Consider the following 25,013-nt stretch of genomic DNA (forward strand, 5'->3'; position numbering starts at 1 on the left):
TCAGGCGATTCACGTAGAGCCGAGCTTGCTCGGCTGATGGTCTCCGGAGCCGATGCGCCGAGAGCAGCGGAGCAAGCTCCGCTCTACGGAGCGGCAACAGCGCTACAGGTGCTTTCTTTGACGATCCGGTCGACGCGGTCGAAATCTGCTTTGTTCTTTTCGATATTTTCTGGTCGTGCAAAACGCCACGCTACTTCTGTTTCGTCGCGGCGTTTTTTCCATGCGTCACACAGCGCACCGTCAGGGACGCGAGCGCAGTGATCTTGGACTACCTCGCAGGCTTGGCCGGCACCCGTCTGCGGATTGCCGTCCAGACCGACCGTTCTCATCGTCCTGCAGCGCGACTGCGGCTCGGATTCTTCGGTGAGATAGCGATCGTTGTCGTATGTCGTGCACTGAAAGAGGATAGGCGGCGGCAGCCGCTTCGTATCATCGACTGGGGCCGATGCCTCAGCCGCCGGGTCCGCTCGCGCGGGAGGAGCGGCAGTGGACGCAGCAGGTGCAGGAGAAGGCGTTGTGGGCGCAGGTGAGGCAGGCGCAGGTGTCCGCGCTGCCGCGGGTGCCATTGGCACAGTGGCGATGCCCTGCATCACTCTCTTTTCCTGCTTCTGATCCTTCGGGCATGGCATGTTCTGCACCGTCAACGCGCCTGCGGCATCGGTGCAGCGATAGAACACCACTTCTTCGGCGAAGCTGGCGACAGGCGCCAGTGAGAGCAGCAATACGAGATAAAGACGCATCGACATCATTCTTAGTCTACGCAATCGTTGGCGAGGCGTGCATCGATGCCGCGTTGTTCCAGATCCAGTTCGCGCCGCTCGCTGGGCATGGCGCTGCCGTAGCGACGAAGGATTTCGTATCGTCGATCCGAAAGGCGTGCGCAGACTTCCTGTTGCGGCAAGGGGTGGCAGCGGTCGCGTACCCAGGTGCCACCGGCGGGCAGGACAACGCCATGGCCGGGAGGCCCTGGGTGAGGCGAATGCGGCGGCAATGGCGTGGGGCTGCCGCTGCTGAAAGACAGATTGCCCTTGCCGATCGACACGTTGCCGGAGACGCTGGCGCCGCTGCCGTGCGGCCATACGGGATAAGCAGGATAAACAGGCGTCCAGAACGGTTGCCACCGAGGATTACCCTCATCACTATCGCTGGTATAGCGCTCGCCTTCCGGGGTGACACATTCGTACATCGGCCGCGGTGGCGTGGCATACACGACCCGGGTCGGTGGGTCGTTTCGCGATGGAGCCGGCATGGCCACGGAGGTCGGCGGTTCCGCGCGCGGCGGCGGATCCTTGGGCCGCTGCATCGTTCGGGTCTGCTGGGTTTCGCCTTTTTCGCAAGGCGAATCACGCAAGGTCAATCGGCCCTCCGCGCTCACGCAGCGATAGATGGTCACGTCCTGGGCCAGCGTGATCCCGGCAGTGCACGCGATCAGAGTGCCGGCGACGACCTGGGCGAATGAGAGGCGACACGACATGCGCGCATCATGCGCGCGCCGCCCGCCCGGGGGAAGCCGGTGAACTGTTCTCGCATGCGCTAAACGCCACCCATAGCGCCGAGGTAGCGGTCAGTCGCGCAACTGCTGTCCGCTAAGCGCGTCGCGTATGGGTGTGGCGCGCGGCAGGCCACCGGTTTCGCCCTCGGTCACGCCGTCCAGCCGTGCCAGCAGGACAGGGTCCAGGTCCTCGCGGCGTAGCGAGGCCGGCTGACCACTCAGGTTGGCGCTGGTGGAGACCAGCGGGCCGCCGAAGGCGCGGCATAGCGCCACCACCGTGGGGTGGGCACTGACGCGTACGGCCAAGCGGGTGTGCGTGCCAGTGATCCATGCGGGCGCCTGTCCGCTGACCGGCATTACCCAGGTATGAGGGCCGGGCCAACTGGCCAGCACTTCCCCCAGCCGTTCGGTGGGCAACGCGGCCAAATCCAGGCAGGGACGCAACTGATCAAGTTCAGCGGCAATCAGGATCAGGCCTTTCTCTATCGGCCGCTGCTTGATGGCAAGCAGCCGATGCACCGCACGTTCGTTGAAGGGATCGCAGCCCAGACCCCACACGGCTTCCGTGGGGTAGGCAATAACGCCGCCTTGCTGCAGCCGATCGGTGGCGTCTTCGATGGAAAGCGGTGTGACCATGGAGACGGATTCTGCCATTGCCGACCTGGTCTTGGTGAAGATGGATACCGAGCGGAAAGGCTTCTCGTAGAGCGGAGCTGCGCCCCGTGAATGGCGCCGAATCGGTGGCAACAAGGCCGTCGCAGGGCGCTAACGAACAGCCGCTTCACGCTCTTCGTAGCGGAGCTCGCTCCGCTGCTCTTCGAACCGTGTGCATAGAACCTAAAGCAGCGGAGCAAGCTCCGCTCTACGAGGAGCGACCTGCCGGCTTCACGACGACGGCTAGAACGGTGCGTCGTTGCTGCTTTTTTTCGCCACTCGCTTCTTGCCTGCTTCGACCTTGGCCGGCGTCAGCAGCGATTTGGCGGGCTCGGCAACGACGGGGGCGTTTCGGGCTGGAGCCTTCTTCGCGGGGGCTTTCTTGGCAGCCGTTTTCTTCGCTGCCTTCTTGGCGGCGGGCGCCTTTTTCTCGGCGGGTTCCTTCTTCACCGCGGTTTTCTTCGTGGTTTTGGCAGCGGTCTTCTTGGCGCCGAAGCCGCGCCGCGCCGGCTTGCCGGTTTCTTCCAGCAGCTTCTGCACTTCTTCCAGCGTCAACGACGCTGGCTCGCGATCTTTTGGAATCTTGCCGTTGAGCTTGCCGTCGCTGATGTACGGACCGAAGCGGCCGTTCAACACCTGGATATCGCTGTCGGGGAATTCCTTGATGATGCGGTTGCGCGCAATCTCTTCCTTCTCTTCGATCAGGAACACCGCGCGCGCCAAGTCGATGGTGTAAGGATCATCTTCCTTCTTGAGCGAAGCGTAGACGCTGCCGCGCTTGGCGAACGGGCCGAAACGGCCGATGCCGACGCTGACTTCCTCGCCCTTGTCCTCGCCCAGCTTGCGCGGCATCAGGAACAGCTCCAGCGCTTCATCGAGTGTGATGGTGTGCATGCTCTGGCCAGGGCGCAGCGAGGCGAACTTGGGTTTTTCCTCTTCCTCCTCGGCGGTGCTGCCGATCGCCGCATAGGGTCCGAAACGGCCCAGCCGCACGCTGACCGGTTTGCCGGTCTTGGGGTCTGTGCCCAGTTCACGCGCACCAGTGGCTTCGCTGCGGTCGACCGATTCCTTCTTTTCCTCCACCAGCTGCTTGAACGGGCCCCAGAACTTCTCCATCAACGGCACCCACTCTTCTTCGCCGCGCGAAACGGCGTCAAGCTCGTCCTCGAGCTTGGCGGTGAAGTCGTAGTCGACGTACTGGGTGAAGTGGCCGCTGAGGAAGTTGGATACCGCGCGGCCCACATCGGTAGGTTTGAACGCGCGGCCTTCCATCTCGGTGTACTTGCGGAACAGCAGCGTCTGGATGATCGATGCGTAGGTGGAGGGACGGCCGATACCGTATTCCTCCAGCGCCTTCACCAGCGCCGCTTCGGTGAAGCGCGGCGGCGGCTGGGTGAAATGCTGATCGGCGTGGATGCGGTCCAGCGGGATACGATCGCCTGGCTGCATGGGCGGCAGCTTGCGGCCTTCGTCTTCGTCCTCGGCCGCCTTGGTGTCCTTGCCTTCCTCGTACACGGCCAGGAAGCCGGGATCGATCACGGTGGTGCCGCTGGCGCGGAAGCTGTGCGCGCTGCCCGCGGCGAGATCGACGCTGACGGTGTTCAATGTGGCGGGAACCATCTGGCAGGCGACGGCGCGCTTCCAGATCAATTCGTACAGCTTGCGCTCGTCGTCGGTCAGGTACCGCGCCACTTGCGCAGGTGTGCGCAGTGCGCTGGTGGGGCGTACGGCTTCGTGCGCTTCCTGCGCGTTCTTGGACTTGGTCACGTACACGTTGGGCTTGTCCGGCAACGCCTGGGTGCCGAAGTCGCGTGCGATAACGTCGCGGATTTCCGCCAGCGCCTCGGCGGAGAGACTGACCGAGTCGGTACGCATGTAGCTGATCAGACCGACCGTGCCTTCGTCCCCGATCGTCATGCCTTCGTACAGCTTCTGCGCTACCTGCATGGTCTTGCGCGTGGTGAAGCCCAGTTTGCGCGAAGCTTCCTGCTGCAAGGTGGACGTAGTGAACGGCGGCGACGGTCGGCGCTTGCGCTCCTTGCTGACGACGTCGGTGACGTGCAGCGCGCCTTGCGCCGCCTGCTGGATGCGCATGCGTGCGGCTTCAGCGGTGTCGCCGTCGGTGACGGTGAATTGTTCGAACTTCTGCCCGTCCAGCTTGGTGAGCTTGGCGGTGAACGCCTGGCGCGGATGTGCGCACTCGGCTTCGATGCTCCAGTATTCGCGGGCGATGAAGGCTTCGATCTCTTCTTCACGCTCGACGATCATGCGCAATGCAGGCGACTGCACACGGCCGGCGGACAAGCCTCGCTGAACCTTGCGCCACAGCACCGGCGACAGATTGAAGCCGACCAGGTAGTCCAGCGCGCGCCGGGCCTGCTGCGCATCGACCAGATCGCCGGCGATCTGCCGCGGATGGCTCATGGCCTCCTTGATCGCGCGCGGCGTGATTTCGGTGAACACCACCCGGTGCAGCGGCTTGCCCTTCAACAGACCGCGCTCTTTCAATATCTCGGCGATGTGCCAGCTGATCGCTTCCCCTTCGCGGTCCGGGTCGGTCGCCAGATAGATGTCTTCGGCCACCTTGGCGGCTTTCGCAATGGCCTCCACATGCTTTTCGTTCTTCTCGATCAGCGCGTAGGACATCGCGAAGCCCTGGTCCGGATCCACCGCGCCTTCCTTCGGCACCAGGTCACGGACGTGACCATAGGACGCGAGGACATGGAAGTCCTTGCCGAGGTATTTGTTGATCGTCTTGGCCTTGGCGGGCGATTCGACGATAAGCAGGTGTTTGGACATGGGTGGTTGCTTGGACTCAGGGTTCGGCCATTCAGCGGCCGGCTAGGGTGGCTTAAATTGGGGTGGCAGAGAAGCCGACGCCCGGGGCCGAGGCGCCGGGCGTTCAGATTGGTTCTATTTATAGTGGAATCACGTTGGAGGGGCGGCTGTCAAGCCGTAGCCCTTTCGGCGAGCCGGAACTGCAGGCTATTCGCCGGTTTTCGGCTACCCCGCCAGCGATGCCAGGCGGGCTCCCGCAATCGCGAAGAGTGCTATGAGACCAACGAATAACAGGCCGAAAAGAACCAGCACAACCACCGTGACCGTGCCTAATTCCTCCCGCTGCCATTCGGGATGATCGGTGAACGCCCATTTGTCGACGACCAAGGTGTCGCAGATCATGTCGTGCAGCGCTTGCTTGCGATCGGTGAAGGCTGCCATGAGATAGCCAATGCATAGCAGCAAGGCGCTGATGAGCGTGGCGAAATAGCGGCCGACGCCGCGCGCCAGCGTTATCTGGTCGCCATCGGTCCGCACTACCTTGATGCCGATAGCCATTTTCCCCAGCGTGGCCATCGAGCGGGATGCATGAAAACTCGCGTAATAAGCGGCAGTGAGGCCGATGGAAACCAGTTGAGTGACGACCTGGATCGCAAGGAATGCGCCACCGGAAGTCTCGCCGCCGAACCCCAATGCGGCGCCCATGATGCCGCCAATCATCATGCCGACGATGCCGCCGACCACCACCAGGATGATGCTATCGATGACATGCGCAGCCAACCGCTTCCGAAAGCCCGCGAGCACTACCGGACCACTGTCGACGACGCGCGCACGTCCGGTGAGCGGCGCTGTGGGCGGAGCATAAGGAGAATCGAATCCGCCGCTGGATGCTGCCGGTACCGCTGCCGCGACCGCTGCGGTCTGGCTGGCGTGCATAACAGTCTGCTGCGTATACGATGGCTCGCGCGCTGTGAACACCGCGCGTCCCGTGGTCGGTCGTTCTTCTGCTATTTCGGTCTCAGCCGGCAAAGGCGACATGGACTCCGGCAGCATGGGTTCCATCGGTTCTGTCGCTTGAGCCGGTGTTTGCCCGAAAGAGCTGGCGCCTTGCACGGACAACCCCAGTTCCGCGGCGACACCGCGCAGCGGCTGCCATTGGCCCATGCCGTCGCGCCAGACGAGCGTGTCCAGCGCAAGTTTGCCAAGACGATACTGCTGTACCAGTTGCTCCTGATCCACCGGCCCCTGTTGCTGCTGGTTACTGTCGACGTAATACCACTGAGTCATGCGGCCTCCCCGGGCCTGTTAGCAGTTGTGGCGCATGTCGCGCCAGGACAGTCATTGGTTTTGCATTGCGAGAGGAATCAGGATTGCCGCGATGACAGCCACGAACATGAGGCCGTACAGAATGCCCATGACGATCAGGATGACCTTGGCGACGGTGCCCAGTCCGCGGACCTGCCATTGCGGATGCGCGGTATATGCCCAGCGATCCACCACCAATGTGCCGGCGACCATGTCGTGCAGGCCGCGCTTGCGATCGGTGAACGCGGCCATCAAATAACCGATGTACAACGTCAGGTAGTTGAGGCCAGCCGACAGCCAACGGCCCAGCGCATGTTTCAGGCTGAGCCGGCGTCCTTCACTGTCCACGACTTTGATGCCTACGGCCATCTTGCCCAGGGTGGCCTGCTTGCTGGATGACTCGAATCCGGCGTAATACGCCGCACTGATCACTGGATACAGCAGGTAGACCACACCCATCATTCCCAGCAGCGCCGTGCTACCTGCGGTCGGGTCGTTGCCGATCATGGTGAACGCACCGACACCCACCACGAGCATGGCTGCGATCATCACGATGTAGTAGGCAAAGCCCACCACCATGGAGTCGATGAACAGCGCCGCGGCGCGTTTCCAGAAGCCGGCGTGCACCACCTCGTGGCCAGCAACAAAATTTTGCTCGGACGCGACAGCCGCTGTTGGCGGCGCATAAGGCGATGCGTCCGCGGCGGGCATCACGGGTTCGGCAGGCGGAAGCGCTTCGCCGTCCGTGCCGTCGCTCGCGTTCAAGTTCAATTCGTCGGCAAAATCGTGCAGCCGCTGCCACTCGCTGAGGCCGTCACGCCAGACCAGCGTTTCGAGAGCGATGCCGCCATTGCGGAATTGCCCCGCCAGTTCTTCCGCGCTGAAGGGGCCTTGCCGTTGCCGCTCGGCATCGGCGTAGTACCAAATGGACATGAATGATCTTCCCTAATGTGTGTGGCGGTTTCGTCGCTATCGTACGAACACGCGGCCGACTTCAACCGCGGCAGTCCACCGGCAGATAACGATCTTCGATCTCGGACGAGCAAACCCATGACGCGGCCTCGGGATCATATTCGAACCAGATCTTCTTGCCGTCCAAGTTGACGTTGCCGGTGTTCTCGACGCCCAGTTCGATACCGCAGGTGCCGTCGTCGAATTCGCCGATCGTCGCCTGCGAGACATAACGGCCGGCGTAGCTTTCCGCAGCGCCAAAACCATCGGCGTCATTGCTGGGGCAGGTGCCGGCAGTGGCGTAATGTTCGGCCACCGATGTCTTCAGCGGACTGGCGGTTGCGACGGCTTCGGTCAGCTTGGCGCGCAGCGTGTAATCGTTGTACGCAGGTATGGCTATCGCAGCCAGAATGCCGACAATGCCCAGGCACGGCAACACCATGACCGCGGCGACGATCAGGAGAATTTTTCCGCGCGACATTCCCTGCGGACGCGAGGCCGTGGAGGAGGAAATGGAAGGTGCGCCCGCGATAGGCGGCGGAGGCGGCAAGGGGGGTGTGACCACCTGGGATTCAGTGGCGGCCAGCAGGCCCAGCTCATCCGCGAAATCGCCCAGGCGCTGCCATTGCTCCAGGCCTTCACGCCAGACCAGTGTGTCCAGCGCAATGCGCGAGTAACGATAGTGAGCCACCAGTTCTTCGGCCGAAACCGGCCCGAGCCGTTGCCGATCACGGCCGGCGTAATACCACTGCGTCATGCTTCCCCCTGAAGCGGATCAACGACTCAGAACCTGATCACGGTCCGTCGCGAGCGAAGGCAGGCGACCCGTGGCGGAGCGGAGCAAGCGCAGCGTATGTGAGATACGTGAGCATTGCGAGCACCGCACGCGGACCGCACACAAAGCGCAGCAGGAGTGTGATCAGATTCTCAGTGTACCGGCTCTGGTTCGTCGGTGAACATCTGTGTTTCCATCCAGGCGTACGCGGCCTCGGCACCTGGCTGGTTGAACAGCACCATCAGCACGACCCACTTCAGGTCATCCAGGTCCAGCTCGTCCTGGTCGAGCGCCAAGGCGCGGTCAAGAACCAGTTCTCGCTGGTCCGCATCGATGACGCCATGCTGCTCCAGGAACAACAGGAAGCCGCGGCATTCCACGTCGAGCTTCTCCAGCTCAGGGCCATGGAAGACGCGGGTCGGTCCACCCACGCGGGGTTCGGACGCGGCAGGCCGTTGTTCGGCCAAGGCATCGAGCCAGTCGAAGGCTTTGCTGATTTCGGCGGGGCTGAAACCGGCCTGGATCAGACCAGTTTGCAGCGAGTCACGATCGCGGACGGGGTCGGCGTCTTCGGTGAAGTAGTGTTCGAACAGGTACAGCAGTACATCCAGGATGCTCTCTTTCATTGCCCCTCGGCCTGCGTCGATGACGCTGTGGAGGTAAAGAAACCAGTTTTGCGTTGGTAACGGCCATGTTCGACCGCTACCCGTCCATCCAGTTCCATGACCAGCAGCATGGAGGACAGTTCGGCGGCCGTCAATCCAGTACGTGAAACCAACTGATCCATACCCGTAGGGTCGAAGCCCAGCGCATCCCACAACTTCTGGTAGTCGGGCTCCAAGTCGCCCGGCATCTGCAAACTGCCGGGGAGCGGCCCAGGTTCAGCTTCATCCAGCCGGGTGCGCAATGCGAAAGCCAATTCCGAAGCCAGTGGAGCGAGGGCGGCGATCACTTCCTGTGCGCTTTCTACCAACCCCGCACCCTCGCGGATCAGGCGATGGCACCCCCGTGCAAGCGGGTTGTGGATGGAACCAGGAACGGCAAACACCTCGCGCCCGCTCTCGCCTGCCAGGCGCGCGGTGATGAGGGCGCCGGAGCGTTCCGCCGCTTCTATCACCACGGTCCCCAGCGCCAAGCCGGCAATGATCCGGTTGCGGCTTGGGAAATGGGACTGTATGGCCTTGGTGCCGGGCGGATGCTCGCTGACCAGCGCGCCCTGCGCAGCGATACGGTCGCGCAACCCGGCATTCGACGGGGGATACGCCACGTCCGGACCGGTACCCAGTACCGCAACGGTGGCACCGTTCGGCGCAGCCAGTGCAGCCTCATGCGCGGCGGTATCGATACCCGCGGCCATGCCGCTGACCACCACGATGCCGGCCGTGGCCAACGCCCGCGAGAATGCATAGGCATTGTCCCGCCCGCCCGCGGTGGGCGAGCGGCTGCCGACCACCGCCACCGCAGGACGCCAGAGCAGGTTCGGGTCTCCTTCGATGAACAAGGCCAATGGCGCGCCGGAGATGCGGCGCAGCATGGGTGGATAGTCCGCATCCTTCCAGCCGATCAGATGATGGCTAGGCGATTCGAGCCAGGTCAGTGTTCGCTGCAGATCCGTTTCATCAGGACGTTGCAGTCGTTGGATTTGTTGATCGCTCAAGCCCCCTGCGCGCCATGCGGACGCTCGAGCGGCCAGCACCGCGCTGGCGGTACCGTGCATTTCCAACAAGGCCCGGCGAGGAGCGACCGCACCGCCAGCGGCGGCGAGCTTCAGTAAGGCAATGGATTCGGTGGACATCCGCGCAGCCTAGCGTTGAAACAGAAACGGCGCCCTAAGGCGCCGTCCCGATGGTACGTAGGAAATACCTGATGATCAGTAGGTAGCGTCCGGGTGTTTCAGCGAATAGCCGACTTTGGCGGGCTTGACGCCTTCCATCACCAATCCGTAGCTCACCTTGTCGAAGGTGCGGAAGATCATGATGTGCGCAGCGTACTCGTCCGGAAGCGCGATCCGTCCTGCACCACTCTGAGGTGCTTCGCTGATGCGCGACGAGTTCGGGTACTTCATGCGGTTGGCGGTGTGATTGCCTTTGCGCCAGACGGAAAGCACGGTGCCGTTGTCGAGACCTTCGCGGGCGCCGCCGGAGATGGCCACCACATCGCGCGGACCTCCCGACGTCAAGGCGTCAGCCACTGCCAGGACGCGCAGCTTGTCTTCGACCTGGGCCGCCGGCGGATGCGGGAAGAAATGCAGGTCGTAGCGCTGGGCTTCCACCGGAATCAGACGATCGCCCGCGCGGACCTCGTGGCCGCCGGCGTCGACCGCCAGTGTGCTGGTTTCGGTGCCGGGCACCACGCCACGAACCACCGTACCCAGGGCAACCTGCTTCAACTCATAGCCCAGGAACTCGCTGCTGCCGGTCTGGGCGATCATGTCGCGCCACATGTCGGCGTCGCCGGCGGTGGTCTTGCCGCGGGCGTCCAGGTCGTCGCTGCGCGGGTTGGCGGCGTAACGCACGGTCGGACGGACAATGGCATAACGCTGCCCGGCCTGGCCGTCGGTCAGGCCGTGTACGTAGACGGCTTGACCGGACACGCTGCGCAGCCGGTCCTCTTCCAGCGCCGCCACGTAGGGCAGGTGCTCGAAGCTGTCGGTGACGCGCAGGTCCTTCAGGAACGGCTCGATATCCGACAGCGGGATGGCGTTCAGCGGCGCCTCTTCGCGCGGGCCTTCCTGAACCGCCACGCGGTCAAGATAGGCCAGGCTGATTACATCGCCCGGATAAATCAGGTGCGGATTCTTGATCTGCGGGTTGGCCTGCCAGATCTCAGGCCACAGCCACGGCTTCTTGAGGAAGCGGGCCGAGATGTCCCACAGCGTGTCGCCCCGTTTCACCACATAGGTGTCGGGGTGGCTGCCCGCCATCTCGGCGGCAGCTGCATAAGTCGCGACGGTAAGGACCGCAACGGCGAAAACCGTACGAAAACTTTTAAACATGGCGATATCTACCTGATTCCCCGACAGGTGGTCACACCTATACTGCTTAAATTCTGACGCAAAGCAAGCGCCGGCGTTAGAATTCGTGAGGCCTTGCCGGATTCCACTGGCGCCCCCACCTAAAACAGACCATGGCACTGCTCCCAATCCTAGAATTCCCCGACCCCCGCCTGCGCACGAAAGCCGTGCCGGTGGAGGCTGCCAGAGTGACCGAACCCGAATTCCAGCGCCTGCTCGACGATATGTTCGAGACCATGTACGACGCTCCCGGCATCGGCCTGGCCGCCAGCCAGGTCGACGTGCACCAGCGCTTCATGGTCATCGACGTCAGCGAAGAGCGCAACGAACCCCGGGTGTTCATCAATCCCGAGATCGTCCAGAAAGCCGGCGAACAGATTTACCAGGAAGGCTGCCTTTCCGTCCCTGGCATCTTTGCCGACGTCAGTCGCGCCAATGAGATCACGGTGCGCTTCATCGGCCGCGATGGCCAGGCGAGCGAACTCAGCACCGACGGTCTGCTGGCGGTATGCATCCAACACGAGATGGATCACCTGGACGGCAAACTGTTCGTCGACTATCTGTCGCCGCTGAAGCGCGAAATGGTGCGCAAGAAGCTGGCCAAGCAGCGCAAGAACGCAGCTTAAAGCGGAAAGCGAAAGCGGGAACGGGGAACCGGATGACGGTTCCCATTGCCTGGGCGATACCGTTGCCGGCGTTGCTGTGCGCTTTCATTCCCTACTCCCCATTCCCTGTTCCCCGCCTCCATGAGAATCGTCTTCGCCGGCACGCCGGCTTTCGCTGTCCCCAGTCTTCGCGCCGCCCATGCGCGCAATGAGGTTGTGGCGGTCTACACGCAGCCTGATCGGCCGGCGGGGCGCGGGCGCGGCTTGACCGCATCGCCGGTCAAGCTGGAAGCGATACAGCGCGGCGTTCCAGTGCTACAGCCCGTTTCGCTGAAGCGCACGTCGTCGCAAGAGGCGCTGCGCCAGTTGGCGCCGGATTTGATCGTGGTGGTGGCCTATGGGCTGATTCTGCCGCAGGCGATCTTGGACATCCCGAGGTACGGATGCTGGAACGTGCACGCTTCGCTGTTGCCGCGCTGGCGCGGTGCGGCGCCGATCCAGCGAGCCATTGAAGCGGGCGACGCCGAAACCGGCGTCTGCCTGATGCAGATGGAGGCCGGGCTCGATACCGGTCCCGTGCTGCTGACGCAGCGCACGTCTATTGGCGCCGAAGAGACGGGTGGACAACTGCATGACCGCTTGGCCGACATGGGCGCGGCGGTACTGAGCGATGGCTTGGGCCTGCTGCGTGCCGGCATCCGGCCGGTGGCGCAACCGCAGCCGGAAATCGGTGTGGTCTATGCGCACAAGCTGGACAAGGCCGAAGCCCGGCTGGACTGGTCGCTACCGGCTGCCGCGCTGGCGCGCAAAGTGCGTGCATTCGAGCCCTGGCCGGTCGCTGAAGCCATGGTGGCTGGGGAACGTCTGCGGATACACGGTGCGGTAGCCCTGGAAGAGACACGCGCGGCCGCGCCCGGAACGCTTTTGACGGCGAGCAAGCACGGGCTGGATATCGCTTGCGGTGAAGGGGTACTTCGCCTGCGGGTGATCCAGCGCGAAGGCGGTAAAGCCATCACAGCCGCCGATTACCTCAACGCGAGACGCGACCTAGTTGTGCCATGAGTAGTTTGGCGGGTGTCGCTGTACGAGTGTTGGCCGCGCGCACGTTGGACGCGGTGATGCATCGCGGGCGATCGCTGAAGGCGGAGTTGTCGGCTACGCTGCCGCAGATCGCGGACGTGCGCGACCGGGCGCTGCTGGAGGCGATCTGTTTTTCAGCCTTGCGCCAGCGCGCACGTTACGATGCTGCGTTGCGCGCGTGGCTGCAGAAGCCGCCGGGTACGCGCGATGGCGAACTGCGCGCGCTGTTGTTCGCAGGTTTCGCGCAGATCGATGTCTTGCAACTGCCGGCGCATGCCGCTTTGTCGTCTACCGTCGAAGCGGCCCGTGCCTTGGGCCGCACGCATCAGGCGGGCATGGTCAATGCGGTGCTGCGCCGAGCCCAGCGCGAAGGCTTTCCGCCAGCCGACCCGGCCGCGCTCTGGCCGGCCTGGTTGCGCAAGCAGGTGGTCGACGACTGGGCCGAACACGCGGAGGTTATCTTCGCCGCCAGCGCTCAAGCTGCACCGTTGTGGTTGCGAGTAAATCGGCGCCTGGGCACCCGCGAACATTATCTGGAGCGACTTGCCGAGGCTGGCATCGAGGCCACGCCGTCGTCGTTTTTACCGGACGCTGTGCGTGTGGACACTCCGATCGCGGTCGCGGCACTGCCGGGATTCGCCGAGGGCGAGGTTTCCGTCCAGGATGGCGCGGCGCAAGCGGTCGCCGATGCGCTGTCACTGCCGCCCGGCGCCTATCTGCTGGATGCTTGCGCGGCGCCCGGCGGCAAAGCGGCGCATGTGTTGGAACGCGATCCGTCGCTGCGTCTGCTGGCATTGGACGTCGACCGGCGCCGGCTCGACCGCGTGCGCGAGACATTGCTCCGCGTGGGTGCGACTGCACAGACCCTGGCTGCCGACGCGGGCGAACCGCAAAGTTGGTGGGATGGCCGTCCTTTCGATGCCGTGCTGCTGGATGCCCCTTGTTCGGCCACCGGCATCGTCCGTCGGCAACCGGACGTGCTGCTGCACCGGCGCCCAGACGATATCGCCGCATTGATCGCGCTGCAGGCACGATTGCTGGATGGCGCATGGGGGACTCTCAAACCCGGCGGCGTTCTGGTCTATGCGACCTGTTCGTTGCTGAAGGCGGAGAACGAGGCGCAGATCGCGGCGTTCCTGGCACGCACGCCCAACGCGCATGCGGATGAGCTAGATACCAATTTCGGCCGCCTTTCCGGCGCCGGGCGGCAGCGCCTGCCCGGTGAGGAGGGGCTGGATGGCTTCTTCTATGCGCGGATCGTCAAACAAGTGTGATATGCGAAGAGCATGCCGACGATCACATTTTCCGCGATTGGGTCCGGTTCACCCCGAGTGAAGCTCCGCTGCCGCATTCTTTTTTCCGCTTTTTTTCTAATTGTGCCGTCACGTGCTGATTTTTTCAGGGTATTCGACCGGGCCATTGGCGCCGTGTCGAGCGCGTCTGGATGGCGGGATGGCTCACTGCACTTGATGTAATACTCGGATTGTTCGCTGGTGGAAATCGACTCAAAATCGTTAACAAGGGAGATGCTGATGCCCTCAGGGAAGAGCTGGCGCCACGTGACGGCACGCCGATGCGTCTTCCTGGCAATGGCAAGCGCAACCGCACTGGTTGCGCTTCCTAAGGGGCTTGCGGTTTTTGGCGTGCTGCTCGCCATCTCGACGCTGCTGGTGCCGGATCGGATAGTGGCAAGCTGGTCCAGGCTCGGTTCGCCATTGAAAGCCATCACCTGGCTTACGTTAGCGGTGTTACTGCTTTGCATCGCCTCGATGGCGATCTCTGGGCAACCATGGCGAACCATCGACAATACCTCGCGACTCCTGCTGATGCCTTGGTGCGCTGCGCTGGTGTACGCGGCGGGGATATCTCGCTTTGGCTTGTGGGCCGGTGCGGTGACCGGACTCCTGTTGTCGTTCGGCATCGCGGCATGGCAAGTGTCGGGAGGGCTGGAGAGGGCCGACGGCGGAGGAAATCCCATCGTCTTCGCTAACATCGTGCTGATGCTGCTGGCACTGGCGATCTATGCTCGTCCCGTCCTGCGTCGGAGATGGACGCTTGCACTGCTGGCCGCGATTCTGGTGCTAGGTATGGCGACCATCGTGCTGACGGGAAGCCGCGGTGCGCTTCCTGGGTTGGCTGCGCTGCTGCTGGTGATGTTGATAGGGGGAACAGGACAAATGCGCTGGTGGCGTCTTGCGCTTTCCTTGGGTGCGCCTGCGCTGTTGTTCGTGGCGATGTGGAGCCTGCCGGGTCTTTCCTCGCAGACGCGGCTAGAAGTGGTGAATTCGGATCTGGCGCGGTACGCGCAAGGTGACGTGGATACCCCCATCGGTGCAAGGCTGAAGCTGTTATCGCTGGCTGGCAGCACGTTTGCCGAGCATCCCTGGATGGGCATCGGCATAGACCGATTCGGCACCATCGTCGATCAATTGCCGGCATGTCAGGGGCAAGGGCTTGGGATGTGTGTACTGGACCATGCCCATAACGATGTCGCGGAATGGGCAGCCACCATGGGTATTCCCGGCCTCTTGGCCATATTGGCGGTCTACTTGGTGCCATTGGCGATATTTGTGAGGATCATTCGCCGATCGGGCGGGCGAACGTCCCGAGGAGCGGCCTGGGCCGGTGCCATGGTAGTGGTGGTTTGCTTCCTTTCAGGTCTGTCGCAGTCGATGTTCGCGCATGCGCTGGTCGCCACCACCTATGCGGTTTTCGTGGGCAGCTTGCTCGGAGTAGCGCTCATGGAATCTCGCTTCAAAGAAGCAGGGCCGACGAACCTTCCACCAGCGTAGCGCGACGGAGTGCGAGAGTGGTTGGAACATCAAGCGGTGTCGTCCGAGGCAGATTGAATGCATCAACAAAATGAGGACGCGCGGTACTTCTGGTGGTTCATGCTGTTTGCGCTGGTGGTACTTGGCGCCGGCGTGGGCCTACGGTCGCCGTGGCCCGCGGACGAACCACGTTTCGTACTGGTCGCCAAACAGATGTGGGAGTCCGGCGAGTGGCTGTTTCCTCACCGTGGCCATGAGCTCTATGCCGACAAACCGCCGCTTTACTTCTGGTTGCTGGCGGGAGCTTACGCGCTCGTGCGGAACTGGAATGCGGCGTTCCTGATTCCTTCCTTATTGGCGGCATTGGGCACGTTGGCCCTGACCTACGATTTCGCGCGCCGGCAATGGGACCGACGCGCCGGCCTCTGGGCTGCGGGTGCGGTGCTTTGCGCATTCCAGTTCGCCTACCAAGCCAAGCGTGCCCAGATCGATCCGACGGTGGTGTTCTTCATCACGTTGGGTGTCTATGGCATCGGCCGGCATGTGCTGTCGACGGGACCGAACTGGCGATGGTATTGGCTGGGCTGTTTCGCCGCTGGGTTGGGCGTGATCAGCAAAGGAGTAGGGTTTCTCGCTCTGTTGGCCCTGTTGCCTTATGTATGGATGCGGTGGCGCAGCAGGCAGGGCGACACTTGGAATGGCCTTAGCCACATCGCCGCCGGCCATGCCGGACGCTGGTTGCTGGGTGGGCTGGCGTTCCTGGCGGCCATCGGACTCTGGCTGGTGCCGATGGTGATCGTGGCGCTGACCAGCGGTGATCCGGAGCACCGTGCTTACCTGGACGACTTGCTGTTCCGGCAGACCGCAACCCGTTACGTCAGCGCTTGGCATCACCATCAACCCTTCTGGTATTACGGTGAAGTCATCCTGCTGTTCTGGCTGCCGCTCTCCCTGTTTATTCCCTGGTTGATCGGGCGGTGGCGAGATGCGTGGCGCCAGCGCGACGCAAAAGTGTGGTGGCCATTGTTGTGGGCGCTGCTGGTACTGGTCTTTTTCACCGCCAGCGCGGGGAAACGGGATATGTATATCTTGCCAGCGCTCCCCGCATTGGCCCTGTCGGCCGCACCTTTCATGGCCGCTATCGCGCAACGCCGCGGTTTCCGTTGGCTGCTTCTTACGCTCGCGGCACTGATGGGGATTTTGTTCTTGGGCGTGGGCCTGGCAGCAGTGATGGCCGACCCGGGTTTCGAGTTGAAGATCGAGGCACAACGGGGTTTGACCGGCACGGACGCCGATCATCTCTGGTTGGCAGTGGCAGCGATGGGCGCGCTGATCCTCGTCGCGGCGGCGTGGATGCGCGTGCAGCGGGCGGTGCTGTTGATGCTGACCACGGTAGCCATTATGTGGATCGGTTACGGCGTGTTGCTGGCGCCCCAGTTGGACGGTGAAAGTTCGGGCCGCGACCTGATGCGACAGGCGCGCGCTGAAGCAGGTGCCAGTACAACAATAGGACTGGTGGGTTGGCGCGAACAGCAGTTGCTTCAGGCGGTCGGGCCAACGGAGGAATTTGGCTTCAAGGCGCCGACAGAACTGCAATGGCAGCGAGGGTTGACCTGGTTGCGAGCGCATCCTGGGGACCGTGCACTGATGGTCCAAGCGGATCTTCTACCCGCTTGCGTGGATCGAGGAAGCGCCCATACCTTGGGCGTGGCGAATCGCCGTAGCTGGTGGTTGGTGGGTATGGAATCTCTGGATGCTTGTCTATAGCTCGTCGCGGTACCACATGATCGGGGAGATTCCCGAGGCGATGGGTGTCTATTTGACGGCTTCGAGTTCCCACAGCAAATAAGCTGGTGCGGCGCTGGCGCGTTTGCCTCGGAACCACCGTGACCACCGGCGCAATGTGCGCGAGAACTGTTTTAGTGGCGGGTGATTTTCCTTCGACTCCGCCAGGGCGCTGTACGCGCTGGCGCGCTCCGTACGCTTTACGCGGATCACCTCAAAGCGGCCATTGAAACCGTACATCCGTCCACCCGGATTCTCGCCGCAAAAATAGGCGTGGCTTTGATCGGTGATGATGTTGACATGCGTCGGGTCGACAAAAGCCTCAGGATGCGGATATGCCGGTGTCAGCGCATAAAGCCGGCCACCAGGCGCGAGTACGCGCCAGATTTCATCCATCAGTCGGACAAACGGAAATATGGTGCCCCCATGGCCAGGGAAAACACGCGGTACATGCTCGAGAAAATCGAAGGCGGAAACAGATAAGAAGCTGTTATCGGGAAAGGGGATAGGCTCCAATATCAAGTTGGCGACCCGATAGTCGAATCCATCGGTATCCCGTGGGGGGCGAATATCCACGCCACAAAGGTGACCGCGCGCATAGGGATTGCGAGGGGAGTAGCCGCAACCGATGTCCAGGTGACGGTCCGGATCTTCCGTATGTTGTTGCAAGTGGTCTTCTCCTGTTTGCCGGCTGGCTACCTTGCCGTGAGTACGTCGCCGCAAACTGGCGACCTGCCGTACGATGAGCTCATTCGGGCCGCGCGCGCAGTTCTGTTCGCCGGTCCGGGAGGCGGGCAGGTCAGCAATGGTATACCTCGTTGGGGTGAGGTGGCCTGATAGAATGATGCATAGATTAGGTGTTTTGCCCATGCGCGAAAGCGGTCCCGCAATCACTTCCGGCGAAAGACCTACGGTCAGCGTGCTGGTGTCCAGCTACAATTACGCGCAGTACGTGGCGGATGCGGTGCGATCCGCGCTGGGGCAGGACGAGCCGCCGCTACAGGTGATTGTCGTCGACGACGGATCCACCGACGGATCGCTGGAAGTTCTCCAGCAGGCCTTTGGCGGTGAAGCCGCCATTACTCTTCTCACCCAATCCAATGGCGGGCAACTTTCCGCATGGATCAGTGCGTTTCGGTATGCCACCGGCGAGATAGTCGCCTTCCTTGATTCCGACGACCTGTGGGAGCCGCGGTATCTGACCCGGATTCGCGACATCTATATGGCGCGCAGGGAAGTCGATTTCGTGTACTGCAACATGCGCCGCTTCGGTGAGCAGGACAACACGATGTTGCCCGCCGGACCGGATCGCGACCTGGGATACTCGATGCTAATGGGCGCTTTCGTGCAGCGCTGGCAATCCAGTGCCACCTCCGCCATCAGTCTGCGTCGTGACTTGTTGGAGCGGGTATTGGAGTTGCCGGAACAGCTGGCGGCCGAATGGAAGTCACGTCCCGACGATTGCCTGTCGTACGGCAGCGAAATCCTGGGATCGAGAAAATACTACATAGGCGAACCGCTGGTGCTGCATCGGGAGCACGGCAAGAATGCGCTCAGTGAATACGGCCGCTCGCCCATCGCCTACTACCACTACATGGTCCGTAGCGAACGGATGCTGGATCACTACCGGCGCCTTGCCGGCGTCGATCATGGTTGGACCCGGTTGGCGAAGGCCGAATTTCGGACCAAGGAAAAGCCGACACTGTTCGAGTTTCGCGCGTATTCCTGGCTGCTCTGGCGATCACCGCTGCCGTTGCGAAAGCGCATAGAGCACTGGTTTTCGATAATCAAGCACTATCTGTGGTCGTTCCGTTGACCAGATTCAATCAGGCCACAGCACGGCGGCGAGTTTGCGGTTCCGAACCGCTGTAATGGCCATAACGTGCCAGCGCTCGGCAGACAAATCGCAGTTGCGTTGACGGCGATGGCCTGGGAAATCTGCCTTGAAAAGAGCCGCATGCAGGCAAAATAACCCTGATGTGCAGTCGCACAACCGCCATAATAATGGGGTAGCCTCCAGCCAACTCGACGGCAGTTCGGTTCCTTTGTCTCATGGCTAACTCGCACGCCGCCAGTATCGTGTTCACCACCTACAACCAGCCCGATTGGCTGGAAAAGGTACTGCTTGGGTTTGCGGCGCAGGATCGGCGGGATTTCGAAGTGCTGGTCGCCGACGATGGCAGCCACGACGACACCCGGCAGAGGATCGACGCCTTGCGTGGCCAACTGCCCGTGCCCGTGCGCCACCTCTGGCAACCCGACGATGGCTTCCGCAAATGCCAGGCGATGAATATGGCTATCGGCGAAGCGGCATCGGACTATCTGATTTTCACCGATGGCGATTGCATCCCTCGCGCGGATTTCGTCTCCACGCATCTACGCCTGCGCGAGAGCGGGCGGTTTCTTTCAGGGGGATATCACAAGTTGCCCATGCCGACGAGCCTGGCGATCTCGCCTGCCGACATACGCTCCGGACGATGCTTCGACGAGAGCTGGTTATGCAGGCACGGCATGCCGAAATCGCGGCGCAATATCAAGTTGACGGCAGGGCCTTTGGTGGCAGGCGTGCTGGATGTCGTCAGTCCTGCCCGGGCCAGCTGGAACGGTCATAACGCCTCCGCGTGGAAACGCGACATCGAGGCCGTCAACGGCTTCGACGAACGTATGCGATACGGCGGAGAAGACCGCGAATTCGGCGAGCGATTGGAAAACGCGGGCATCCGCGGCAAGCGCATCCGCCACCGCGCCATCGTGGTGCACCTGGACCACGCGCGCAGCTATGCGACCCAGGAGAGTATTCAGTTCAACCGCCAATTGCGCGCAGAGACGCGCGATATCCGCCGCACATGGACCGAATACGGCATCGCCAAGCAGCATGTTCTTCCGCCTGAATCGGCATCGTTGGCGGGAGGCGCAGTCGTGTTGGCGAATCGAAGCATGGTCATCCCGCAACGCTGACAGCGGGGCGGGCCTATCGGTGTTTGGCTCATGTTCCAGGGCCAGAAAAATTGCGCATGCGCATGATCGCTCGATCGGTCGCAGGCCCTAGAATCCTCTGATGCAGACACTCCCGCTATCGCTCATTGTCATCACCTATAACGAAGCCGCCAGTATCGGCCGATGCCTGGACAGCGTGCCATTCGCAGCGGAGAAGATCGTCGTCGATAGCGGCAGCACCGACGGTACGGCGGCGATAGCGCAGGCTCATGGGGCACGTGTCGTGCAACAGGACTGGCTGGGCTTCGGCCCGCAGCGGAATTTCGGCACCACACAGTCCAAGCACGATTGGATCATCGTGTTGGATGCCGATGAGTTTCTATCCGACGAGCTGATAGCCGAGTGCGTGCGGGAACTGCCCGGATTGATTGCCTCGGACAAAGCGGGCGCCTGGCTGCGACGCCGGACCTGGTTCATGGGCGCGCCGATGCGCTGGTACAAACCCATGGTGGGCGAGCGGATGGCGCGTGTTTACCACCGTGGTCGTGCCCGCTGGACAGATGCCCGAGTGCATGAATCGCTGCGCTTTGAAGGCAGCGCAGGGGAATTCACGTCGCCTTTCAATCATCTGCACAATCCGACCTTGGTCCACAAGGAGCTCAAACTCCTGCGCTACTCGGAGTTGAAAGCGCGTGACTGGCACCAGAAACGGCGGCCGGTCCGAATGTGGATGACGCCGCTTGTTTTTGCCGCCGCGTTCTTCAAGGATTACGTGTTGCGGCTAGCCATGCTGGATGGATGGCGGGGCTACATCATTTCCCAGTTGGCCGCCAGCTACGCGGTCTACAAACGGATGCGCTACTACGAGATGGTTCGCAATCCTGATTCCTGCGAGTTGGCCCGGCAGCAATTGGTCGAACATAAGCTCGAGCGTTGACGAAAAGTCCCGTTACCGTCGAATACTTCTATGTCCGGCGCGATACTCCGCCGTCAAAGCGTTTCCCGCCACGCCTGGAACATCAGCACGCCCCATAGATGCGTGTGCCATTTGCGTTGTCCCGCCTGGAACTCCTGCCAGATGGACCGGATCTGGACGGGGTCGAAATGGCCTTCCTCACGCAGCCGTCGTTCGTCCAGTTGCGCCTCAGCCCAGTCGCGCAGGGGTCCGCGCAGCCAATCGCCGACCGGCGCGCCGAAACCGGATTTGGGACGCCGTACCAGTGACTCCGGCAGGTACCGCCCGAGTAGGCGCTTGGGAAGATGCTTGAGCGTTCCGTCGTGCCATTTCATCGACATGGGCAGCGACCAGGCGAACTCGACCACTCGCCAATCCAGCAAGGGTGCCCGCGCTTCCAACGCCACGGCCATGCTCGCGCGATCGACTTTGGTCAGGATGTCTTCCGGCAGATAGCACGCAAAATCCAGCGCCATCAGCGCATCGGCAGCCGTGCCGCGGCTTGGCATCGCAGCGGGATCGTCATAAGCGGTCAGCACGCGCTTGGCACCCAGCACTACTTTTTCCGGGCGCCGCCAGCGGCTGACGCGGCCACGCGCGATGCCTTGCAGATCGCCGGCGGCCAGTTCTGCACGGAGCGCCGCCCATCCGCCCAGTCGCGCGCGTTCGCCCGGATCGCCCGCCAAGCGCGCCAGCCATCGCCGCGGCAACCGTTCCAGCCGGGCGTTGTTCCTGAGCGCGCGTGCATAGCGGCCGTAGCCGAAGAACAGCTCGTCGCCACCATCGCCCGACAAGGCGACGGTGACGTGCTGGCGCGCCAACTGGCATAGCAACGCGGTGGGCAGTTGCGAGGAATCGGCGAAAGGTTCGTCGAACATGCGCGCCATGTGCGGCACCAGCTCAAGTGCGGCCCGGCCATCGGCATGAAGTTCTGTGTGATCGGTATGCAGATGCCGCGCCACCGCCGCCGCGTGGACACTTTCGTCATGCACCACGTTGTCGAACCCGATCGAGAAGCTGCGCACCGGACGGGACGACTGCGCCTGCATGATCGCCGTCACCAGGGAAGAATCGGTACCGCCGGACAGGAAGGCGCCCAGCGGAACATCGGCTTCCATGCGCAGGGCGACCGCGTCGCGCAGCAGGCCGTCCAGCGCCTCCAGCGCGGCTTCTTCGTCGCCATCGAAACCTTGCGCGATCGCTGCTTCCTGCCGCTCGCGCGCATTCCACCAGGAGGTGACCGGATGATCGGCGGCACCCGTGGCATTAGTGGCCCGAACCGCGGCAGCGTCCAGGCGGAGAAGGGCACCGGCAGGAAGTTTGAAAATACCTTGCAGGATCGAATGAGGAGCCGGGATGTAGTCCAGCCGCAACAACAGCGCGAGCGCATCGGGATTCACCTGCGGGCGCAGGCCGGGATACGCGCGCATCGCCGACAGTTCACTGCCGAACAGGAACGTGCCATCGCCGGCCCAACCGTAGTACAGCGGCTTCTTGCCTACACGGTCGCGTGCCAGCCACAGCACCTGCTCCTGGCGATCCCAGACCGCGAGCGCGAGCATCCCGTTGCCACGTTCCAACGCTGCTTGCACACCCCACTCGGCAATGGCGGCAAGCAGCACCTCCGTGTCGGAGTGGCCGCGGAATGCGTGTCCCAATGCGGTCAACTCGGAACGCAATTCGCGATGGTTGTAGATCTCGCCATTGAAGGCGATCACCCAACGACCGCTCGCCGAAACCATGGGCTGATGCCCTTCCGGACTGAGATCGATGATCGACAACCGCCGATGCGACAGCACCAGCCCAGCGTCCGGTTCGACCCACGTGCCTGCGTCGTCGGGCCCACGATGGGCGATCGTGTCTCCCATGCGCCGTCCCAACGCATGCAGTTCATCCGCACCGTCGCGCGGAACAGGCGACCAGGCGCCAGCGATCCCGCACATGCTAGCGTTCCTGCCCGGAATCGGAGGGCGCGGAAGACGGCGTCACGATCGGCTGCTGTTTCTGCAGTAGCCACAGCATGATCGTCTTCTGCCGCACGTAGTTGGCGCGGACATAGGCGTAGACCAGGCCGTGCCAACCGTCCAGGAATCCGCCCCGCAGCAGATAGCCGCGCCAGAAGCGCCAGGCCGGCGACAGCACCAGCTTGGCGAGGGTGGCGCGCTTGCCGCGGGCGAAATCGTGTTCGGCCATCATCCGCGCATAGCGTTGCGTCTTGCTGAGCTGTTGCTCCAGCGAGCGATAGGGATAGTGGATCAGGTCCCCCGCGAGCGTGCGCACCGGTCCGTCGACGCTCGCTGCCTCGTGGACTTCACGCTTGCCGCGCCAGCCGCCGCGTCGGCGATCGAACAAGCGCAGCACACGATCGGGATAGGCGTTGCCATGGCGCAGGAAACGTCCGAAATAATCCGACAACCGGGCGAAGCGATAGCCGGCTGCGTCGCGGAAACCCGAATCGCGCGCCGTTTCGATGGACGCGCGCAATGCCTCGCTCACTCGCTCGTCCGCGTCCAGGCACAGCACCCAGTCGTGGCGGGCCTGTTCGATCGCGAACTGCTTCTGGCTGCGGAAGCCTTCGAAAGGCCGCTGCAGCACGCGTGCGCCGGCGGCCTCGGCGATCGCGACAGTGGCGTCGCTGGAATGCGAATCAACCACCACGATGTCATCGCAGAATGCCAACGAGGCCAGGCAGTCGCCAATACGGTCGGCCTCGTTAAACGTGATAATGCAGGCCGAGACAAGGGGCCTGCTGGGCTGCGAGGAAGAGTTGATGGCGGATTACCTGTTGTTTGCGACGGAACGTTATGCGTTGCCCATCTTGCAACCGCTGGCCGATGCGCTGCAAGCCGCCGGCCATGGGGTGCACGCGTGGTTGGTCGACAACGCTGCCGATTCCCGCCTGTCAGGACCGGTGCGGACGATCGCCGATGCGCGGCAAGCAGTGGCGTTGCGTCCCCGTGCCGTATTCAGCGCCGCCAACTGGGTGCCGACGTTTGTGTCTGGCGCAAAAGTGCAGCTGTTTCATGGGTTCAACGTGGAAAAAAGAGACGCTGCACGCGGCCACTTCCGGGTGCGCGGCCTGTTCGATCTCTATTGCACGCAAGGTCCCGCGACCACAGCGCCGTTCCAGGCGATGGCCGCGGAGATGGGTCATTTCAAAGTGGTGGAGACCGGTTGGCCAAAACTCGATCCGCTGTTCGGAACAGAGGATCCGTTGGTGGTCCGGCTGCGCGAGCAAGCCGGCGAACGACGGATGGTGATGTTCGCATCGACCTTCACCGAGCGCTTGAGCGCGGCGCCACATCTGTACGAAGCGATCGCCGCGCAAATCGCGACCGGTGAGCACTACTGGCTGCTGACGCTGCACCCCAAATGCGCGCCGGGGCTGTTCAAAAGCTATCGCGCGCTGGCCGGCTCCAATGCGGCCTTCCTGGAGACCGAGGATCTGATCAGTGCGGAGCGCGCAGCCGACGTGCTGGTGGCCGACACCACATCGGTGGTCAGTGAATTTGTCGTCCAGCGCAAACCGGTGGTGACGTTTCGAAACCGCGCACCCAAACCGCACATGCTGGATTTCGCCGAACCCGAGGCGCTGCCGGCGATGCTGGAGCGTGCGTTTTCACCCTCGGCAGCACTGCAATCCGAACTGGCCGCCTACGCCGATGCGATCCATCCTTATCGCGATGGCCGCTCCTCGGAGCGCGTCATTGCCGCCACCGAACGTCTGCTCGGTGGCGAACTGGGCCAATTGCGGCGAAAGCCGATGGGTGGGTGGCTGCGCGCGCTGCAGATTCGCCGCGACCTGCACTATTGGGGGCCGTCTTCTGTCGAGCTATAGGGAAGGTCTGAACAAATACGTCATCCCCGTCTTCGCGGGAATGACGAGCAAAAGCTGAGTTGCTGAGGCCTTCC

Annotated in this window: 23 protein-coding genes; 9 read left to right on the plus strand and 14 right to left on the minus strand. The window is 62.8% G+C overall.

The window, feature by feature from the left end; genetic code table 11:
- Positions 1–83 precede the first annotated feature (83 nt).
- From AADW18_RS13740 to AADW18_RS13785, 10 genes are all read right to left on the minus strand, one after another.
- A complete protein-coding gene (locus AADW18_RS13740) occupies positions 84–740 on the minus strand; it encodes a DUF4124 domain-containing protein (protein ID WP_337343944.1) in 657 nt (218 codons plus the stop codon).
- Positions 741–751: 11 nt separating this feature from the next.
- On the minus strand, positions 752–1,474 hold the full coding sequence (locus AADW18_RS13745) for a DUF4124 domain-containing protein (protein ID WP_337343945.1): 723 nt from the start codon (positions 1,472–1,474) through the stop codon (positions 752–754).
- A gap of 90 nt (positions 1,475–1,564) precedes the next feature.
- Positions 1,565–2,128: a Sua5/YciO/YrdC/YwlC family protein gene (locus AADW18_RS13750; protein WP_337343946.1), complete on the minus strand. Its 564-nt coding sequence runs from the start codon at positions 2,126–2,128 to the stop codon at positions 1,565–1,567.
- Positions 2,129–2,389: 261 nt separating this feature from the next.
- Positions 2,390–4,945 carry a DNA topoisomerase I gene (locus tag AADW18_RS13755; RefSeq protein ID WP_337343947.1) on the minus strand — a complete coding sequence of 852 codons (2,556 nt, stop codon included), beginning with the start codon at positions 4,943–4,945 and terminating at the stop codon, positions 2,390–2,392.
- Positions 4,946–5,149: 204 nt separating this feature from the next.
- Positions 5,150–6,211: an RDD family protein gene (locus AADW18_RS13760; RefSeq protein ID WP_337343948.1), complete on the minus strand. Its 1,062-nt coding sequence runs from the start codon at positions 6,209–6,211 to the stop codon at positions 5,150–5,152.
- A gap of 51 nt (positions 6,212–6,262) precedes the next feature.
- On the minus strand, positions 6,263–7,162 hold the full coding sequence (locus AADW18_RS13765) for an RDD family protein (protein ID WP_337343949.1): 900 nt from the start codon (positions 7,160–7,162) through the stop codon (positions 6,263–6,265).
- Positions 7,163–7,223: 61 nt separating this feature from the next.
- On the minus strand, positions 7,224–7,937 hold the full coding sequence (locus AADW18_RS13770) for a pilin (RefSeq protein ID WP_337343950.1): 714 nt from the start codon (positions 7,935–7,937) through the stop codon (positions 7,224–7,226).
- 170 nt (positions 7,938–8,107) lie between these two features.
- The gene (locus tag AADW18_RS13775; protein WP_337343951.1) at positions 8,108–8,581 is read right to left on the minus strand and encodes a DUF494 family protein; all 474 of its coding nucleotides are present in this window, start codon (positions 8,579–8,581) and stop codon (positions 8,108–8,110) included.
- Positions 8,578–9,750 carry a DNA-processing protein DprA gene (dprA, locus tag AADW18_RS13780; protein ID WP_337343952.1) on the minus strand — a complete coding sequence of 391 codons (1,173 nt, stop codon included), beginning with the start codon at positions 9,748–9,750 and terminating at the stop codon, positions 8,578–8,580. Before dprA ends, AADW18_RS13775 begins: the two co-directional genes overlap by 4 nt.
- Before the next feature lie 75 nt (positions 9,751–9,825).
- Positions 9,826–10,950: a LysM peptidoglycan-binding domain-containing protein gene (locus AADW18_RS13785; protein WP_337343953.1), complete on the minus strand. Its 1,125-nt coding sequence runs from the start codon at positions 10,948–10,950 to the stop codon at positions 9,826–9,828.
- Between the two features lie 131 nt (positions 10,951–11,081).
- On the opposite strand from AADW18_RS13785, the gene def reads away from it, so the two are divergent.
- From def to rsmB, 3 genes are all read left to right on the plus strand, one after another.
- Entirely contained in the window at positions 11,082–11,594 is a 513-nt protein-coding gene (gene def, locus AADW18_RS13790) for a peptide deformylase (protein ID WP_337343954.1), read from the plus strand.
- Positions 11,595–11,714: 120 nt separating this feature from the next.
- Entirely contained in the window at positions 11,715–12,635 is a 921-nt protein-coding gene (gene fmt / locus AADW18_RS13795; protein ID WP_337343955.1) for a methionyl-tRNA formyltransferase, read from the plus strand.
- Positions 12,632–13,927: a 16S rRNA (cytosine(967)-C(5))-methyltransferase RsmB gene (gene rsmB / locus AADW18_RS13800; protein WP_337343956.1), complete on the plus strand. Its 1,296-nt coding sequence runs from the start codon at positions 12,632–12,634 to the stop codon at positions 13,925–13,927. Before fmt ends, rsmB begins: the two co-directional genes overlap by 4 nt.
- Here the strand turns inward: rsmB and AADW18_RS13805 are convergent.
- A complete protein-coding gene (locus tag AADW18_RS13805) occupies positions 13,900–14,460 on the minus strand; it encodes a hypothetical protein (RefSeq protein WP_337343957.1) in 561 nt (186 codons plus the stop codon). The two genes, rsmB and AADW18_RS13805, sit on opposite strands and share 28 nt — an antisense overlap.
- Positions 14,461–14,479: 19 nt before the next feature.
- Here AADW18_RS13805 and AADW18_RS13810 point away from each other — a divergent pair, with 19 nt between their 5' ends.
- Together AADW18_RS13810 and AADW18_RS13815 are read left to right on the plus strand one after the other, a co-directional pair.
- Positions 14,480–15,445, plus strand: a complete 966-nt coding sequence (locus AADW18_RS13810; protein WP_337343958.1) for an O-antigen ligase family protein — start codon at positions 14,480–14,482, stop codon at positions 15,443–15,445.
- 57 nt (positions 15,446–15,502) lie between these two features.
- A complete protein-coding gene (locus AADW18_RS13815) occupies positions 15,503–17,191 on the plus strand; it encodes a glycosyltransferase family 39 protein (protein WP_337343959.1) in 1,689 nt (562 codons plus the stop codon).
- A 48-nt stretch (positions 17,192–17,239) separates the two neighbouring features.
- On the opposite strand, the gene AADW18_RS13820 is transcribed toward AADW18_RS13815, so the two are convergent.
- Positions 17,240–18,079 carry a class I SAM-dependent methyltransferase gene (locus tag AADW18_RS13820; protein WP_337343960.1) on the minus strand — a complete coding sequence of 280 codons (840 nt, stop codon included), beginning with the start codon at positions 18,077–18,079 and terminating at the stop codon, positions 17,240–17,242.
- Here AADW18_RS13820 and AADW18_RS13825 point away from each other — a divergent pair.
- From AADW18_RS13825 to AADW18_RS13835, 3 genes are all read left to right on the plus strand, one after another.
- Positions 18,078–19,025, plus strand: coding sequence for a glycosyltransferase family 2 protein (locus AADW18_RS13825; protein ID WP_337343961.1), 948 nt, complete (start codon positions 18,078–18,080; stop codon positions 19,023–19,025). The two genes, AADW18_RS13820 and AADW18_RS13825, sit on opposite strands and share 2 nt — an antisense overlap.
- A gap of 236 nt (positions 19,026–19,261) precedes the next feature.
- A complete protein-coding gene (locus AADW18_RS13830; protein ID WP_337343962.1) occupies positions 19,262–20,167 on the plus strand; it encodes a glycosyltransferase family 2 protein in 906 nt (301 codons plus the stop codon).
- 100 nt (positions 20,168–20,267) lie between these two features.
- Entirely contained in the window at positions 20,268–21,083 is an 816-nt protein-coding gene (locus tag AADW18_RS13835; protein ID WP_337343963.1) for a glycosyltransferase family 2 protein, read from the plus strand.
- A gap of 53 nt (positions 21,084–21,136) precedes the next feature.
- Here AADW18_RS13835 and asnB read toward each other — a convergent pair whose 3' ends face one another.
- Together asnB and AADW18_RS13845 are read right to left on the minus strand one after the other, a co-directional pair.
- Positions 21,137–23,044, minus strand: a complete 1,908-nt coding sequence (gene asnB, locus AADW18_RS13840; RefSeq protein ID WP_337343964.1) for an asparagine synthase (glutamine-hydrolyzing) — start codon at positions 23,042–23,044, stop codon at positions 21,137–21,139.
- A gap of 1 nt (position 23,045) precedes the next feature.
- The gene (locus AADW18_RS13845) at positions 23,046–23,873 is read right to left on the minus strand and encodes a glycosyltransferase family 2 protein (RefSeq protein ID WP_337344006.1); all 828 of its coding nucleotides are present in this window, start codon (positions 23,871–23,873) and stop codon (positions 23,046–23,048) included.
- On the opposite strand from AADW18_RS13845, the gene AADW18_RS13850 reads away from it, so the two are divergent.
- The gene (locus tag AADW18_RS13850; RefSeq protein ID WP_337344007.1) at positions 23,869–24,939 is read left to right on the plus strand and encodes a CDP-glycerol glycerophosphotransferase family protein; all 1,071 of its coding nucleotides are present in this window, start codon (positions 23,869–23,871) and stop codon (positions 24,937–24,939) included. The two genes, AADW18_RS13845 and AADW18_RS13850, sit on opposite strands and share 5 nt — an antisense overlap.
- Positions 24,940–25,013: the final 74 nt, after the last annotated feature.

The organism is Pseudoxanthomonas sp. CCNWLY206-1 (genome assembly GCF_039710385.1).
Taxonomy (GTDB): domain Bacteria; phylum Pseudomonadota; class Gammaproteobacteria; order Xanthomonadales; family Xanthomonadaceae; genus Pseudoxanthomonas_A.

Bases quoted from the DNA above. Each gene is read 5' to 3' on its own strand.
- AADW18_RS13740 (WP_337343944.1), bottom strand. From the start codon at position 740: ATGCGTCTTTATCTCGTATTGCTGCTCTCACTGGCGCCTGTCGCCAGC.
- AADW18_RS13745 (WP_337343945.1), bottom strand. From the start codon at position 1,474: ATGTCGTGTCGCCTCTCATTCGCCCAGGTCGTCGCCGGCACTCTGATC.
- AADW18_RS13750 (WP_337343946.1), bottom strand. From the start codon at position 2,128: ATGGTCACACCGCTTTCCATCGAAGACGCCACCGATCGGCTGCAGCAA.
- AADW18_RS13755 (WP_337343947.1), bottom strand. From the start codon at position 4,945: ATGTCCAAACACCTGCTTATCGTCGAATCGCCCGCCAAGGCCAAGACG.
- AADW18_RS13760 (WP_337343948.1), bottom strand. From the start codon at position 6,211: ATGACTCAGTGGTATTACGTCGACAGTAACCAGCAGCAACAGGGGCCG.
- AADW18_RS13765 (WP_337343949.1), bottom strand. From the start codon at position 7,162: ATGTCCATTTGGTACTACGCCGATGCCGAGCGGCAACGGCAAGGCCCC.
- AADW18_RS13770 (WP_337343950.1), bottom strand. From the start codon at position 7,937: ATGACGCAGTGGTATTACGCCGGCCGTGATCGGCAACGGCTCGGGCCG.
- AADW18_RS13775 (WP_337343951.1), bottom strand. From the start codon at position 8,581: ATGAAAGAGAGCATCCTGGATGTACTGCTGTACCTGTTCGAACACTAC.
- dprA (WP_337343952.1), bottom strand. From the start codon at position 9,750: ATGTCCACCGAATCCATTGCCTTACTGAAGCTCGCCGCCGCTGGCGGT.
- AADW18_RS13785 (WP_337343953.1), bottom strand. From the start codon at position 10,950: ATGTTTAAAAGTTTTCGTACGGTTTTCGCCGTTGCGGTCCTTACCGTC.
- def (WP_337343954.1), top strand. From the start codon at position 11,082: ATGGCACTGCTCCCAATCCTAGAATTCCCCGACCCCCGCCTGCGCACG.
- fmt (WP_337343955.1), top strand. From the start codon at position 11,715: ATGAGAATCGTCTTCGCCGGCACGCCGGCTTTCGCTGTCCCCAGTCTT.
- rsmB (WP_337343956.1), top strand. From the start codon at position 12,632: ATGAGTAGTTTGGCGGGTGTCGCTGTACGAGTGTTGGCCGCGCGCACG.
- AADW18_RS13810 (WP_337343958.1), top strand. From the start codon at position 14,480: ATGCCTTGGTGCGCTGCGCTGGTGTACGCGGCGGGGATATCTCGCTTT.
- AADW18_RS13815 (WP_337343959.1), top strand. From the start codon at position 15,503: ATGCATCAACAAAATGAGGACGCGCGGTACTTCTGGTGGTTCATGCTG.
- AADW18_RS13825 (WP_337343961.1), top strand. From the start codon at position 18,078: ATGCGCGAAAGCGGTCCCGCAATCACTTCCGGCGAAAGACCTACGGTC.
- AADW18_RS13820 (WP_337343960.1), bottom strand. From the start codon at position 18,079: ATGGGCAAAACACCTAATCTATGCATCATTCTATCAGGCCACCTCACC.
- AADW18_RS13830 (WP_337343962.1), top strand. From the start codon at position 19,262: ATGGCTAACTCGCACGCCGCCAGTATCGTGTTCACCACCTACAACCAG.
- AADW18_RS13835 (WP_337343963.1), top strand. From the start codon at position 20,268: ATGCAGACACTCCCGCTATCGCTCATTGTCATCACCTATAACGAAGCC.
- asnB (WP_337343964.1), bottom strand. From the start codon at position 23,044: ATGTGCGGGATCGCTGGCGCCTGGTCGCCTGTTCCGCGCGACGGTGCG.